We start from the raw sequence: 14,660 nt of genomic DNA on the forward strand, positions 1-14,660 counted from the left end.
TCATTTTACCATCACAAAAACCGATAGCAATTAACTTTGATCTATCTGACTTTGGCGGCATTATTGCGCCTTCTTAAAGCACTTGGAGTTCACTTGTTATGTCACTGATGTCGGTAAAAGAGCGTGTTTTTCACAGCGTATTATTTGAAGGACTGGCATTGTTAGTTGTTGTACCTACTTCGGCATTATTGATGGGCACGGAAATGGTAACAATGACAGGGTTGGGGATCGCGATGTCTTTGACCGCGATGGCATGGAATTTCTTTTACAACATAGGATTCGATTCAATATTTGGCCACCAACGCATCAAAAGAAGCTTATCAATAAGGGTCTTTCATAGCATTGGCTTTGAATTAGGTTTATTGCTCGCTACCGTCCCTCTGATCATGTGGATGCTAAGCCTGACGGTTTTACCCGCTCTTATATTTGCCAGCGGCCTAGTCGTTTTCTTTTTACTGTACGCCATCATATTCAATTATGGCTATGACCATATCCGCTTCCATCTCGTTGAAAAGAAAGCTCTTCATTAGAAACAAGAAAGGCGAGCCGAAGCTCGCCTTTTCAATCACTGTCATTCTCTCGCTATTAGCTTAACGCTTTAGAGTGAAATTCTAAATGCTCATCAATGAAGCTAGCAATAAAGAAGTAGCTGTGGTCATAACCAGGCTGACGGCGCAGCGTAATCGGATGACCTGCCTTTTCACAAGCCGCTTCCAGTGCTTCAGGCTTAAGCTGTTCCTCTAGGAAATTATCGGCCTCGCCTTGATCAATCAATAACGGTAGACGCTCTTCCGCCTGCTCGATTAGGCAAGTGGCATCCCACTCTTTCCATCCGGCTCTGTCTTCACCCAAATAACCGCTAAAGGCTTTTTCACCCCAAGGGCATTGTGTTGGATTTACAATCGGAGAGAAAGCCGAAACAGACTGGTACTTACCAGGGTTTTTCAGTGAGCAAATTAAAGCCCCATGTCCGCCCATAGAATGGCCAGAAATAGAACGTTTATCGGTCACAGGAAAATGAGTTTCTACTAAATGAGGCAGTTCTTGAACCACGTAATCATACATATGATATGTATTTGAATAGGGTGCAACCGTCGCATTGATATAGAAACCAGCGCCAGAACCAAAGTCATAACTTTCATGTTCTTCAGGGTAATCTGTTCCGCGTGGGCTAGTATCTGGGCAAACAATGGCTAAACCCAGCTCCGCCGCTTTACGGAATGCACCTGCCTTCTGAGTAAAGTTCTCATCTGTACAGGTCAAACCAGATAACCAGTATAAAACAGGCACTTTTTGCGTTTCTGCTTGTGGCGGCAAATAAATCGCGAAGGTCATTTCACCGCGAACCGATAAACTTTCATGACGATAACGTTTAAGCCAGCCACCAAAACTTTTCGTGCTAGATAGTAATTCCATCATTAAATTCCTTTGAGGTTACACGGTAATCACCGTGTAACCGAATGAAACAACTTACTTATCAAAAAGGATAACAGTACGAATACTTTCGCCTTTGTGCATCAACTCAAACGCTTCATTGATGTCTTCTAAGCCCATAGTGTGCGTCACGAATGGGTCGATTTCGATCTTGCCATTCATGTAATCTTCTACGTAACCAGGCAATTGACTACGTCCTTTTACACCACCAAAAGCAGACCCTTTCCAGACTCGACCTGTTACCAACTGGAATGGACGAGTTGAGATCTCTTGACCTGCACCCGCTACACCGATGACGATGGATTCACCCCAGCCTTTATGGCAGCACTCAAGTGCAGAACGCATAAGTTGTACGTTACCGATACACTCGAAAGAGTAATCAACACCGCCGTCAGTCATATCAACGATCACTTGCTGAATCGGTGCATCAAAGTCTTTCGGGTTAACACAATCTGTTGCGCCAAACTGTCTCGCCATTTCGAATTTAGCTTCGTTAATATCAATCGCGATAATACGAGCAGCACCGGCCATGCGAGCACCTTGAAGAACGGACAAACCAATGCCGCCCAAACCGAAGACAGCAACAGTCGCGCCTTCTTCTACTTTTGCAGTGTTAAGTACCGCACCGATACCAGTAGTGATACCACAACCTAGCAAGCACACTTTTTCTAGTGGCGCATCTACTTGGATTTTTGCCAATGCAATTTCTGGTACAACACTGTACTCAGAAAAAGTCGAGGTACCCATGTAATGGAAAATAGGCTGACCATCGATGCTGAAACGGCTTGTGCCATCTGGCATTAGGCCTTTACCTTGAGTTTCACGGACCGCACTACATAAATTCGTTTTGCCTGATTTACAGAACTTACACTCACCACATTCTGCTGTGTAAAGAGGGATAACGTGATCGCCTGGCTTAAGGGTTGTTACACCTTCACCAACAGCTTCAACAACACCCGCACCTTCATGGCCTAGGATCGCAGGAAATACACCTTCTGGATCATCACCAGATAGTGTAAACGCGTCAGTATGACAAACCCCTGTCGCGACCATACGGACAAGTACTTCACCTGCTTGTGGATCTTGAACGTCTACTTCTTCAATTTTAAGTGGTTGGCCTGGGCCCCAAGCAACAGCTGCTTTACATTTCATTGTATTCTCCAATATGTGCTTTTCATAAGGTATGTATTTACTCAACTGTCTGGAGTGTAGTCCCAATTTATTACTAAGATAATACCTAGTTTAGAAAATGATTATTGCCATACAGCAATAATAATTTTTTATCCTCCTACATTCGAGGTAAACTGCCTAGCAACAAGACTGAAGCGAGCAAATTATGAAGAATTGGGAAGCGATGGAAGCCTTTATTGAAGTTGTCCGACAAGGCAGCTTTTCTGCGGCGGCAGTGCAATTAAAAGTATCGGCCTCACATATTAGTCGTCTCATTACACAGCTTGAAAGTGAACTTGGCGCTACCCTACTGTTTCGTACCACAAGGCGGATTCGTTTGAGTGAAGCTGGTGAGCTCTATTATCAACATTGTCGCGGCTTGCCCGAGGCATTAAGCAGCGCCGAAGAGGTAATCTCTAGCCTTAACCATGCTTTGGTTGGTACCTTCAAAATAACCTGTGCCACTACATTCGGTGAACGCTTCATCGCCCCACTAATCAATGACTTCTTACTAGATCACCCAAAAATCGAGATAGACTTTCACCTCAGTAATCGCCCTGTCGATCTTATCGAGGAAGGGTATGATCTAGCCATTCGCATGGGCTCATTAAAAGATTCAAGCCATTTGTCTCGCCGCTTATGCGATCGAGTCGAGTATTTATGTGCCTCTCGAGACTATGTAGATCGCCATGGAATCCCCCACACACTCGCCGAACTCAATAAGCATCATTGCCTTATAGGCTCTAAAACCCACTGGCTATTTCAACAAGATGGTCAACGTAAAGAGGTGAAAATATCCAGTAACTGGCGCAGTAATTCAGGCCCTGCTCTGTTAGATGCAGTAAAAAAAGGGTTAGGCATTGCCCAGCTACCGGACTATTACATCAATGATGAGCTAGCCTCTGGTGAAATTATCGCCTTGTTACCCCAGTATCAATACCCATATAGTGGCGTCTGGTTGGTTTACCCTAAAGTGAGACAACCTTCTCCCAAACTACAAAAAATATGCAACTATCTGATTCAGCGTTTTAATGAGGAGCCACCATTTTAACCGCCTCTTATTTACTCAGTGCGCATTAAAAAAGGGGCGGATAAGCCGTCAGCCCAAAGGCATGATCTAAAACAGTTATGTGGAGCCTCCCTTGCGAGTGCGCTCTCAACAACTCATCTTGGCACATAGATGCCGATGGAGTGGAAGTCCACTCCATTTCCTGAAGCGGTTCTTCCCTCGACTGAACTATGATTAAATATGGTTTTGTTATTTTACTAATTCACGAGCCTTTTTATGTTTTCCCAACAAGACCTAATCCAAGTTGCCCGTCAAACAATGCCGTTTGGCAAATACCAAGGTCGTATTCTGATCGATTTACCTGAGGCCTATTTACTCTGGTTCGCACATGAAGGCTGGCCGAATGGCAACCTAGGACAATGGCTACAATTAGCACTGGAAATAAAAATCAATGGTTTAGAGAAGCTGGTTGAGCCACTACGAGAGCCCGTCGAAAAGCCTCTTAACGAACCCAAAGTACGTATTCGTTTTGATGAGGAATGATGCAAACTAAGGCGTTAATCCGCGTTTCTTTGATAAAAGAAAATCCCATCTTGCACGTCTTGCAATACAAAGCCGGCACGTACGGCAACTTTTTGTGACGCGATATTATTCACTTTTATTTGTGCTAAAAGTGTTTCATTACAACCCTCAATAAAACACTTCAGCATTTGTTGAGCTATGCCTTTGCCCCGTGACCTAGGAGCCACAGTCCAAGACAATATCCAGCATTCACCCTCACGGTCCGCACGAATGCTTCCCACCGCACGATGATTCACTTCTGCAATATAAAGCCGCTGCTGATCATTACTAATCGCACTTCTTAACCACTTTATATGATCAGCCACTTCCACTCGAGCAGTACAAAGCGATGCCTCACGCGTTGCGCGATCATTGCGCCAGGCTAATAAACAATCGGCATCGTTCATATTCGCAGGTCGAAGCTGTAACTCAGTTTTCATAAAGTCCCCGTTTCATTAGCGATAAGCGTCTCCTGTAGCTATGGACCAAGATAATCATTATCTTGCTCCATTAGCAAGCCTTGATACCGCCACAACGCAAGCATAAAAAAACCAGCACGAATGCTGGCCTTCTTATCATCTGATTAAGGGAAAATCAGATAAACACTACAAACCACCATGGGTTAATTTAGCCGGGTCTAATAATGCCAATAATTCATCACGGCTTAATGTCGTTTCTTGTTCGGCCACATCCACTACTGGACGCCCTTCTTGGTAAGCCATTTTGGCGATTTCAGCCGCTTTAGCATAGCCAATTATAGGGTTCAGTGCAGTTACCAGAATCGGGTTACGATGCAATGCTTCATTGAGCTTGGCTTCATTTACGGTCAAGGTCGCAATGGCACTGTCTGCCAACAAACGTCCACTATTGGTCAATAATTTAATACTGTTTAATAGGTTTTTTGCAATCATCGGCAGCATTACATTAAGCTCAAAGTTACCCGCTTGTCCGCCGATCGTAATCGCTGCATCGTTGCCTATGACTTGCGCTGATACCATGGCTACTGCTTCTGGAATCACCGGGTTAACTTTGCCTGGCATAATGGACGAACCAGGCTGCAAAGCCTGTAAGGTAATTTCGCCTAACCCAGCTAATGGGCCTGAGTTCATCCATCGCAGATCGTTAGCGATCTTCATATAACTAACCGCCACGGCTTTGAGCTGCCCTGATAGCGCTACGGCAGTATCTTGAGAGCCAATCAGAGAAAAGAAGTTTTCACCTGGAGTAAAGGTAACATTGGTTAAATCAGATAATTCTTTCGCAAACAAATCCGCGAATTCAGGATGGGCATTGATGCCAGTTCCCACCGCGGTGCCGCCTTGTGCTAAGCGGGTTATTTTGGTCTCTAAATATTTTAAATTTTCTAAATTATCTTTTAGCTGGGCCGCCCAAGCATGAAAAGTTTGATCAAAGCGAACAGGCATCGCATCCATCAAATGTGTACGGCCTGTTTTGGTGTACCCCTTAAGCGCGTTACCTTTTTCTTTAATGGTCGATTTCAAATGCGCTATGGCAGGAATTAACTGCCCGGTTAACTCAATACTGGCACTAACGTGGATTGCACTTGGAATCACATCATTACTGCTTTGGCCAAAGTTCACATGATCATTCGGGCTAATAGGCGAGCTGCTGTAGCGATTGGCGATTGTCGCAATCACTTCATTGGCATTCATATTGGAACTGGTACCCGAACCGGTTTGGAAAACATCAACAGGAAAGTGCTCCATTAAAGCGGCGTCATTTAGCAAGGTTTCGCACGCTTTTTGGATCGCTTGAGACTGCTCTGCGGTAATGCATTCTAAACTTTCATTGGCCCGAGCAGCGGCGGCTTTAATTAAGATAAGAGAGCGAATAAAGGCTTCGGGGAGAGCCTCTCCACTAATAGGAAAATTATTGATAGCACGTTGAGTCTGTGCGCCATAAAGTGCATTTTCAGGGACGTTTAATTCCCCCATGCTGTCTTTTTCAATTCGCATTTTCATGATCTAACGACTTCCCTCTTGTTCTAACGAGCACAAAAAATAATGACTTAATGTGCGTAAGTCATGCTCCATTTTGAAATAGGCTTTTGCATCCTGATAAGTCACGATCAACCGCTTTAAGCTTGCAAGAGGCCGATAGACCATGTCCAAACAGGTTTGTCGCCAATTCAGCGCAATATGTGAATCACACACAGTATCCAATAAAACATTGAAAACGCGTTGATGCAAGATCACCGCATCATTAATATTTAAGCGCTCGGCATATTCTTCGCTGGTGCTTAGGTAATGGTAGAGTACTTCTGGTGAGTCTGCACATTGACCACCTTGAATGGCTTGTTCTACAACCGAGAAAGGAACTAGATAATGGCTCATAGCGTCGTCCTACCTATTGAAATGATAACTATTATCAATAATGAAACGACATGCAGTGCCTGTCAAGTTATTGATAACAATTCTCATTAAATTATTTCTTGGCCGCTTTTCTCCTATGATCAAGGGTCAAACTTTCGGCTCCCGCCCTTTTTCCGCCCTAAAAGGCAAAAAAAAACCTGCTACCAAAGGCAACAGGTTTTTAAAAAATCTCTTCAAAACTTAGTGGTGATGGCCACCAACACCGTGGGCATGCCCGTGAGCAATTTCATCATCTGTGGCATCACGCACGTCGACAATCTCAATATTGAACGTCAGATCTTTACCAGATAACGGATGGTTTAAATCAACGATAGCACGCTTTAGACCCGCTTTAATGATGCTTACCTGACGCATACCTTGGTCCGTTTGCACCATAGCGATCATACCAGGTTTCCAACGTTTGCCACCTTGAAGGTGCTTCACAGGTACTTCTTGAGTACGATCTTCATGGCGATCACCATAGGCTTCAGAACTTGGCACAGTCACTTCAAACTCAGCTCCAACTTCTTTCCCTTCCATCGCTTTTTCAAGCCCTGGAATCACATTGCCGTGGCCATGTAGGTAAGAAATAGGATCTTTACCCGCGGAGGTCTCGATCAACTCTTCACCGTGGCGAAGCGTGTAGTTAAATTGAACGACTTGGTTGTCAGCAATAGACATGATATTTCCTCTGTTAATTTCGCTCAGGCAAGCTGGCTTGCCGTTAAGCTATTTGACTAGTTAGTATTCTCAATCACGCAATCGCGTATTTTGCGCGACATTATAGAGAGTCCCTAGAAAATGGCGAACTCTATTGCATCCTCTTTAATAGAGATATCTTTAATCATCGACGCCGTTGCCTTTTCCGTGGTCGAATGATCCAACACATAAACTGGGTGTGTACTGAAATAGTTCGCCAATGCCTTCTCAAAATCATCGTGCAAAGAGCCTAATGTAGAGCGTAGCATTTTGTCGCTAAAACTAGAGCCTTCAACTTCTATTTTGGTGATCTTTGGCGCCACTAAATAAACACGATTTTCTTCTAATCGAACACCCGATTCAAATGAAGGGTTCACTTGTGTACTAAATGAAAACGACTGCCCAAAGGCACTTAAAGTACCCTGTAAATCGGTATTAAGGTCCACCAGAGCTAAGCCGCCATCACGATCCGTTAAATCGATATGGGCCGTTTTTACCAGTAGATTCATATCCAAGGTATTACCACCTTCTAGCGTTAATTGAATATGATTTTGTTCACTTTGCGCTAACTGCTTAGCAACCGCTTGGTTCAATTCAGTTTCGCTGATGGTTAAGCCATCACAGCCGGTTAGCGCCAAGCTAGATAGCAATAAAACCACGCTGGCTAACATGCGACAAATGGTCATTTATTTCTCCTAAAAAGTAACTCTGTTAACTATTTAGCCCTTTTTTCAAACCAAAAGCTCATAAAGTCTTCCGTTACTTTTTGTTCAATCACCATGGCCTCTTCTGTCGGACAAAATAATGAGACGGTAAAAATATTATAGCCTTCCGGAGACGTAGTGATTCGAACTCGCGGCTCAGGGCCTGAGATTTTAATGTCTAAGCGTTTCTCTATCAGGCTGTTGTAGCGAATCGCCACTTCATGAAAGTGTTCGCTGTATTCACGTATCTTATCCAGTATTTTGCCTTTAATTTCAAACAAGTTAACGTCATCAGTGAGTCTAGAAATCGAAAAAGTATGCGTTACATAGCGGCGCATATAATTCAGATTCTGAACCGTATGTGTCAATAACACACTGTTTGGTATGACTGTTGTGCGACCGGTATAACCGTAACTGCCACCTTTCAAATCGACTTCAAAAAGCGTGGTTGAAAGCCAATCACTGTCAGTTACTTCACCTTCATAATTGGCAATTCGAACCCAATCTCCCACTTGATAAGGCCGCGTACTCGCTCGGTAGAATGCACCAACAATACAAGCAATAAACTCTTTCGTTGCCAGCACTAAAGCCACCATAAATGCGGCAATCGAGATTGCGATATTTTGCAACTCAGAAGACCAGATAAGAATAAAACCTACCACTAAAAGAAGGTTAAATATATTATCCAACGTGTTGATTCTCTGACGTTTTTTGTCATGTTCTAACGTAGGATGCAAGCGAATGGCACGCTTAGTAAAACGACGAATAATATAAGAAAGCACCAACCAGATAACGGTTAAAAATATCTCTAGGTGGTCTTTCACCACAGAGAAATCAAAATCAGAGAGAGTAAGTTGGGAAAAGTCGAATGGCATAACAATAGGTTCCTTCATCAAGGGCACTACTTTATCAATCATTGTATTAATCACCAACTAAAAGCACTAGACAGAAGGAAAAACATTGCTGTATATTTATACAGTATATTTTTCCCGAGGGTGGACCATGCCTGTAGTTATTAAATACGTTGTAGAACGTGATGGAATTGAAAAAATGACATTTACTTCCAAAGCTGAAGCCGATGCCTATGACAAGCTGCTCGACACCGCAGACGCACTTTATGAAGTGTTAGAAAACAGTGAGTTAGCAGGAGATCATCAGCAAACAGAAGCGTTATCTATGTATCTTGCAGAAAATAAAGAAAGCTTGCTGGAAGCATTAGGCGCCAAGCGCAAATCTGCGCCAAAAAACAAGACGAAAACAAAGGAAGCAGAAACAAAAAGCGCCAAATCAAGCGCCTCTGCCCCATTAGAAGACCTAGTCATCGAGCCTGATGAAGACGCGATTTACAACGATGAAGAAAGCACCACTTCATTTGATGAAAGCGAAAGCAGCAACTACACCGAGAGTGATGCAGCGTAAGCTATTTTATTACGGTAAGTACAAATAAAAACGCCCTTCTTCCTGAGGGCGTTTTATCTTGGTTGTATTTGCAGTCTTTCTGTTTGATCCTCTAAATCATCAACTAAATACCTATCTCATTATAAAATAGGTTGTAGCAACTGATGGATAAAACTCAACTTTTTACGCACTGCAGGAACAATAATAAAAGGGTATAAATCTGGCTGCCCCATGCTTCGATTTAAGCTATTTACTGCGAACGTGAGCGGTAAATACTGAGCCAGTATGTCGTCAAAGTTAGTGTGCTGATAGGGATCTATCGTCACGGCGACGCCTAGCGACTGGTACAAGCCATTGGGTGGCTGTAAGCTCACTCCAAATTCATTGGCGGTTTCCAGTGTATCGAGTATATGCAGATAATGTGCCCAAGTTTCTGCCCAGTCTTCCCAAGGGTGGGAAGACGCATAGGCACTAACAAACTCTTCCTGCCACGCTTTTAAGGGGGTTTCATAGTGACGCTGTAAAGCATCTTGATAGCTCTCTCGTTCATCGCCAAATAACTCACGATATAGAGCTAAAGTACTCTCATCTGTCGCTACTAGTTGATCCCAATAATAATGCCCTACTTCATGACGAAAGTGACCGATTAAGGTCCGGTAAGATTCATTCATGTCTTCGCGCATTTGCTCACGATCGGCACTGTTTGCCTCGGATGCATTGATGGTCACCTGACCAAGTGCATGACCAGTACTTGCTTGTGCATTGTCCGGCACCACATTTTCTTCAGAAATAAAGTCAAAGGACAATCCGTCTTCTGGGTCTTCTTTTTTACTAATCAGTGGCAGCTCTAATTGCAGTAATGAATAGACTAATCGATGTTTAGCAAACTCTAGCTGCTGCCAAGCTTGGCGTTGCTCAATGGCTTCTAGATTGGGTATGTGCCGATTCAAATCACAGGCCATGCAAAAAGTATGGTCGCTCTCCACCAGCCAATTACACACCCCATGTTGATGATTATCACAATAATGCCATACGGGTGCCGGCACAGATGTATCCGCTAAAGCAAGATAGCCTGAACCCTCGGGCTTAAGGGCGCTCAATACCATTTGACTTGGGAGAAAGCCTAAGGCGGAGCCACAACTCTCGCACAAGGTATTTTCAAATAACAAGATTTGAGCACACTGCTGGCAACTGAATATTTTCATCTTGGGTTACGCTCTAAGAGGTGGCTAAATAGAAGTTTTTAACGCCTAATTCATCGCTATAAAAACAGTTTAAAACAGGCGTTTCCAGAAACATTTCATAGGATCTGTAGCCTTTACTTTATAATCCGTTTAGCTAAATAAAGCCATCTATTCTCAACAACGAATACCGCCCCTTTTACTGCTAAAAAAAGCACATAATACGATTTTTAAGTGCTTTTTGATCATACTACTATGGCCACTCTAAGAAGCATGGTAAGGATCAACCTGCCGTCTGCTAAAATGCAATAAACTAAACAACCTGATGAAATAAAATAGCGCATTTGCCACAAGATTAAACGACGCAAACCTTTTATTATAAACCTTCAAATTACCATCTACCGGAAACCACCCCCATGATCGATGCTTTACTACTGACCTTTATTTTTCTTGTTGCTGGCATCATTTCTGTGCCCATCGCTTCTCGATTAGGGCTAGGCTCAGTGCTAGGTTACTTATTAGCGGGCATTATTATCAGCCCCATTCTTACAGTATTGAATGTTGACCTAGTATCTGTACAAAACTTTGGTGAATTGGGCGTTGTCTTAATGCTGTTTTTGGTTGGCTTGGAATTGGATCCCAAAAAACTCTGGGCAATGAAAGCTCGACTACTAGGACTAGGAGGAGGACAAGTAGCACTAACTGCCTTGCTCATTATGGGGGTGTCTATGTTATTGGACCAATCCTGGCGAATTAGCCTTGCTGTCGGCCTAATCTTAGCTCTCTCTTCCACCGCTATCGTGCTACAAACACTGGGCGAGAAAGGCTTAATGCGCTCAGACGGCGGACAATCTTCATTTTCTGTTTTACTCGCACAAGATATCATTGTTATTCCAATGCTGGCGTTTATTCCGCTACTTGCCACGCCAGAATTACTTAACGCCTTAAACCACGCCACAGCACACACTTCAGCCCATGGCAGTAGCTGGAACCTATTAGAAGGCTTGGCAACTTGGCAAATTACCTTGGTTACCATTGGCGCTATTATTACCGTGATTCTCGGCGGCAACTATTTATCCAGTCCAATTTTCCGCTTTATTGCCTCAGCCCAACTACGGGAGCTATTTACCGCTACTGCCTTAATGTTTGTCATCGGCACTACGCTGCTTATGTCGGTAGTGGGGCTTTCTCCTGCCCTAGGAACTTTCCTCGCTGGCGTTGTATTAGCCAACTCCCCTTACCGACATGAGCTAGAAAGCAATATCGCGCCTTTTAAAGGGCTATTACTTGGCTTATTTTTTATGACAGTCGGTGCTGGCATCAATTTCAGTTTATTGGCAGACCATTTTCTTATCATCATCAGCCTAACTCTGTTGGTGATCTTACTAAAAATGATGGCATTATTAGTATTAGGAGTCCTGTTTAAAATCCGTGGAGCAGATAAGTGGTTGTTCGCTTTAGGCTTGGCGCAAGCTGGTGAATTTGGTTTTGTCTTATTGTCTTTTACCGAATCTAATGGCGTTATCCCAAAATCACTTGCAGACCAACTGCTACTGGTTGTTGCCCTTTCCATGTTACTCACTCCGATTCTATTCATTCTCTACGATCGTTTCTTAGCCCCGCTTTATTTAAAAAACAAAGACGATCAACCCCAAGGAGTCGGTATGCCAAATGATAAGAAAATCATTATTGCAGGGTCGGGGCGAATGGGCAGTTTGATCGACAGGATGCTCAACTTAGCAGGCTATGATACAACCGTCATAGACTATAGCACTAAGCAGTTGATGACTTTGCAGCGCTTTGGTGTCAACAACCATTTTGGTGACGTCACTCGTCCCGAGCTATTACACGCCGCGGGTATAGAAGACGCACAATTACTCATTATCGCTATCGATGAAGCTGAGCAAATTTCAAAGTTGGTCAAATACGTTTCAGCCCATTACCCGCACTTACATGTCATTGCCCGCGCAAAAGACCGTCATCACGTTTACGATTTATGGTCCTATGGCTGTCGAGATATTATTCGTGAGGTACACGACAGTAGCTTACGAATGGGGCGCTCCGCTTTTGAAGCCTTAGGCGTATCTCAAGAAAACGCGGATAAAATGGTCGACCTTTACCGCGAGCACGATAAAGACGCTATGGTCGCCGTTGCAGACGCTCACCAAATTGGTGTTCCAGCCCATGAAAACAGCCAATACATAGAAAAAGTAAAAGCCTTTCTAGAGGCCTCTGATCCAGAAATAAGAACACAAATGCAAACATATCGAGATACTAAATAAGCATTGCGACCACTAGGCAACATACCCTCAGCAATCTATGGCTGGCTGAGGGCTTATTGTTGCTTACAGCTTGATTTATAAACTCGCTTAACATGGACTAAACTGGTGAGCTTAATGATGGGTTTTATCAACAACTGAGCGCTCCCTAAGATAAACAACCAAGTACCGTCTAACACCAAAGTCTCTTTTAAGAAAAAGAAACTGCCAATCAAAAACCACACAGCGATCAGTAAATCGTTCACAGCTCCAAGCGCTTCATAACGACGCTGAATAACAACATGGCTTTGATCCAGATCCACTTCTAATGGCTGTTTTTTGTTCTTGCTTATCACGCGACCTCCTTTCTTATGCTCTTACCTACCAGAGTAGCTAGGTACCAAGCAGCCTATACCATAAGCGATTGATAATGGAAGAAACGGCCATAAAAACACAATTTAAAAATCTCAGTTTTACTCCCCCTCCTTTGCATTTCACACAAACCTAGTTGGTTGGAGTAAGATATTAGATTCGAAATGGACGCTCAAAGGAGCGTATAAAAGCTCGCTTATTTTATACTTTCATTATGCTGTCGTTCATGCTGCCAAGCTCACTGTGAACAGGAACTTTCAGGGATGTTAAACTTTTTTATTGTGGCAATCGCCATCTGTGTTTTTCTTTATCTCGCTTTTTCTAGCAGACTTGCCCGCTCAGAAAGATGGAAAGCCACGGTCACGCCACTGGCCTCCATCATGGGCAGTGGCTTTCTGGTTGTTGCACCTTTACTCGCCGACTCTGTCGGATATTTTGCTGTATTTTGCATGGCCATTTTATTGCTTCTCGCTTACGCTGTCGGTGGTGCCATTCGCTTCAATATTCGCCATTTTGAGCCGATTGAACATCAAAGAGGCCCTGCTCAAACTGTCTCTTTCGTGTCTCGGATTGTCTTAGCAGCTGCTTACTTTATCTCCGTCACTTATTATTTGCAGTTACTCTCGGCTTTTTTGCTCAACGCCTTTGGTTACAGCAGCGAGCTTTGGTCAAACATTATTACGTCACTTATTTTACTCTTTATTGGAGGCGTGGGTATGTGGCGCGGGCTGAGCCAATTAGAGAAAATAGAGAGTTACGCTGTCAGCCTTAATCTCGGTATGATCGCAGGCCTACTCTTCGCTTTAGCGCTCTATAATATCCGCTTAGTGTCAACAGGAAGTTGGCACTTACCCACTCTAGATTCCACCATAGACCTGCACGATTTACGTGTACTACTAGGGTTACTCATTGTTGTGCAGGGCTTTGAAACATCGCGTTATCTACAAAGTGAGCACCCAGCCGAATTGCGCATCAGCACCATGCGTCTTGCTCAATGGATATCAGCGGGGATTTATATTGTGTTCTTGAGCCTGATGACGGTGTTATTCCAGCATGGTATGGGCGCCGACGTCACCGCAATAACCAGCATGGTTGCACCGGTGGCAATACTACTGCCGATACTCATCTCTGTTGCGGCTATCGGCAGCCAATTTTCTGCTTCGGTGGCAGACACCTCAGGGGCTGGCGGCTTGGTAGAAGACATAGCGCAAGAAAAAATCCCCGTACGCTATGCGTATTTATTAGTTCTTATTGTCACTCTTTTTCTTACTTGGGCAACGGATGTAAACGCCATCATTGCCTATGCATCACGCGCCTTTGCTTTATTCTATACATTGCAATCTGCCACTGCGGCAATCGTTGCTTACCAAACCAAAACACTAGAAAAACGCACACAAAAAGTACGCTTATTTAGCTTAATTTCACTGCTGTGCTTATTGGTTTTCTTATTTGGCCTGCCATCAGAATAATTTTATATATCAATATCTTATAAACTTTTCTTA

16 protein-coding genes are annotated in these 14,660 nt (G+C 43.6%); 6 read left to right on the plus strand and 10 right to left on the minus strand.

Annotation, left to right across the window (positions count from 1 at the left end):
* Window positions 1-98: 98 nt before the first annotated feature.
* Window positions 99-530, plus strand: a complete 432-nt coding sequence (locus tag DFP81_RS06080; RefSeq protein ID WP_220342838.1) for a PACE efflux transporter — start codon at window positions 99-101, stop codon at window positions 528-530.
* Window positions 531-585: 55 nt separating this feature from the next.
* On the opposite strand, the gene fghA is transcribed toward DFP81_RS06080, so the two are convergent.
* Both fghA and DFP81_RS06090 read right to left on the minus strand, forming a co-directional pair.
* A complete protein-coding gene (gene fghA / locus DFP81_RS06085; protein WP_115896870.1) occupies window positions 586-1,416 on the minus strand; it encodes an S-formylglutathione hydrolase in 831 nt (276 codons plus the stop codon).
* Window positions 1,417-1,470: 54 nt separating this feature from the next.
* On the minus strand, window positions 1,471-2,586 hold the full coding sequence (locus DFP81_RS06090) for an S-(hydroxymethyl)glutathione dehydrogenase/class III alcohol dehydrogenase (RefSeq protein WP_115896871.1): 1,116 nt from the start codon (window positions 2,584-2,586) through the stop codon (window positions 1,471-1,473).
* 184 nt (window positions 2,587-2,770) lie between these two features.
* Here DFP81_RS06090 and DFP81_RS06095 point away from each other — a divergent pair, with 184 nt between their 5' ends.
* Together DFP81_RS06095 and DFP81_RS06100 are read left to right on the plus strand one after the other, a co-directional pair.
* Window positions 2,771-3,655: a LysR family transcriptional regulator gene (locus tag DFP81_RS06095; RefSeq protein WP_115896872.1), complete on the plus strand. Its 885-nt coding sequence runs from the start codon at window positions 2,771-2,773 to the stop codon at window positions 3,653-3,655.
* Between the two features lie 234 nt (window positions 3,656-3,889).
* On the plus strand, window positions 3,890-4,156 hold the full coding sequence (locus DFP81_RS06100) for a DUF3820 family protein (RefSeq protein WP_115896873.1): 267 nt from the start codon (window positions 3,890-3,892) through the stop codon (window positions 4,154-4,156).
* 14 nt (window positions 4,157-4,170) lie between these two features.
* On the opposite strand, the gene DFP81_RS06105 is transcribed toward DFP81_RS06100, so the two are convergent.
* From DFP81_RS06105 to DFP81_RS06135, 6 genes are all read right to left on the minus strand, one after another.
* A complete protein-coding gene (locus DFP81_RS06105; protein WP_115896874.1) occupies window positions 4,171-4,614 on the minus strand; it encodes a GNAT family N-acetyltransferase in 444 nt (147 codons plus the stop codon).
* Between the two features lie 165 nt (window positions 4,615-4,779).
* Entirely contained in the window at window positions 4,780-6,156 is a 1,377-nt protein-coding gene (locus DFP81_RS06110; RefSeq protein WP_115896875.1) for a class II fumarate hydratase, read from the minus strand.
* Window positions 6,157-6,159: 3 nt separating this feature from the next.
* Window positions 6,160-6,528, minus strand: coding sequence for a hypothetical protein (locus DFP81_RS06115; RefSeq protein ID WP_115896876.1), 369 nt, complete (start codon window positions 6,526-6,528; stop codon window positions 6,160-6,162).
* Window positions 6,529-6,747: 219 nt separating this feature from the next.
* Window positions 6,748-7,227, minus strand: a complete 480-nt coding sequence (locus tag DFP81_RS06125; RefSeq protein ID WP_115896878.1) for an FKBP-type peptidyl-prolyl cis-trans isomerase — start codon at window positions 7,225-7,227, stop codon at window positions 6,748-6,750.
* 113 nt (window positions 7,228-7,340) lie between these two features.
* A complete protein-coding gene (locus DFP81_RS06130) occupies window positions 7,341-7,931 on the minus strand; it encodes a DUF1439 domain-containing protein (RefSeq protein WP_115896879.1) in 591 nt (196 codons plus the stop codon).
* A gap of 29 nt (window positions 7,932-7,960) precedes the next feature.
* Entirely contained in the window at window positions 7,961-8,866 is a 906-nt protein-coding gene (locus tag DFP81_RS06135; RefSeq protein ID WP_245959096.1) for a mechanosensitive ion channel family protein, read from the minus strand.
* An 85-nt stretch (window positions 8,867-8,951) separates the two neighbouring features.
* Here DFP81_RS06135 and DFP81_RS18560 point away from each other — a divergent pair, with 85 nt between their 5' ends.
* On the plus strand, window positions 8,952-9,368 hold the full coding sequence (locus DFP81_RS18560) for a YebG family protein (protein WP_115896880.1): 417 nt from the start codon (window positions 8,952-8,954) through the stop codon (window positions 9,366-9,368).
* Between the two features lie 119 nt (window positions 9,369-9,487).
* On the opposite strand, the gene DFP81_RS06145 is transcribed toward DFP81_RS18560, so the two are convergent.
* Window positions 9,488-10,552 carry a zinc-binding metallopeptidase family protein gene (locus tag DFP81_RS06145; RefSeq protein ID WP_115896881.1) on the minus strand — a complete coding sequence of 355 codons (1,065 nt, stop codon included), beginning with the start codon at window positions 10,550-10,552 and terminating at the stop codon, window positions 9,488-9,490.
* A gap of 392 nt (window positions 10,553-10,944) precedes the next feature.
* Here DFP81_RS06145 and DFP81_RS06150 point away from each other — a divergent pair, with 392 nt between their 5' ends.
* Window positions 10,945-12,810, plus strand: a complete 1,866-nt coding sequence (locus DFP81_RS06150; RefSeq protein ID WP_115896882.1) for a cation:proton antiporter domain-containing protein — start codon at window positions 10,945-10,947, stop codon at window positions 12,808-12,810.
* A gap of 53 nt (window positions 12,811-12,863) precedes the next feature.
* On the opposite strand, the gene DFP81_RS06155 is transcribed toward DFP81_RS06150, so the two are convergent.
* On the minus strand, window positions 12,864-13,142 hold the full coding sequence (locus tag DFP81_RS06155; RefSeq protein ID WP_220342840.1) for a YrhK family protein: 279 nt from the start codon (window positions 13,140-13,142) through the stop codon (window positions 12,864-12,866).
* Between the two features lie 279 nt (window positions 13,143-13,421).
* On the opposite strand from DFP81_RS06155, the gene DFP81_RS06160 reads away from it, so the two are divergent.
* The gene (locus tag DFP81_RS06160; RefSeq protein WP_115896883.1) at window positions 13,422-14,627 is read left to right on the plus strand and encodes an APC family permease; all 1,206 of its coding nucleotides are present in this window, start codon (window positions 13,422-13,424) and stop codon (window positions 14,625-14,627) included.
* Window positions 14,628-14,660: the final 33 nt, after the last annotated feature.

This window comes from Marinomonas pollencensis, from assembly GCF_003387375.1.
In the GTDB taxonomy this organism is placed as follows: Bacteria; Pseudomonadota; Gammaproteobacteria; order Pseudomonadales; family Marinomonadaceae; genus Marinomonas; species Marinomonas pollencensis.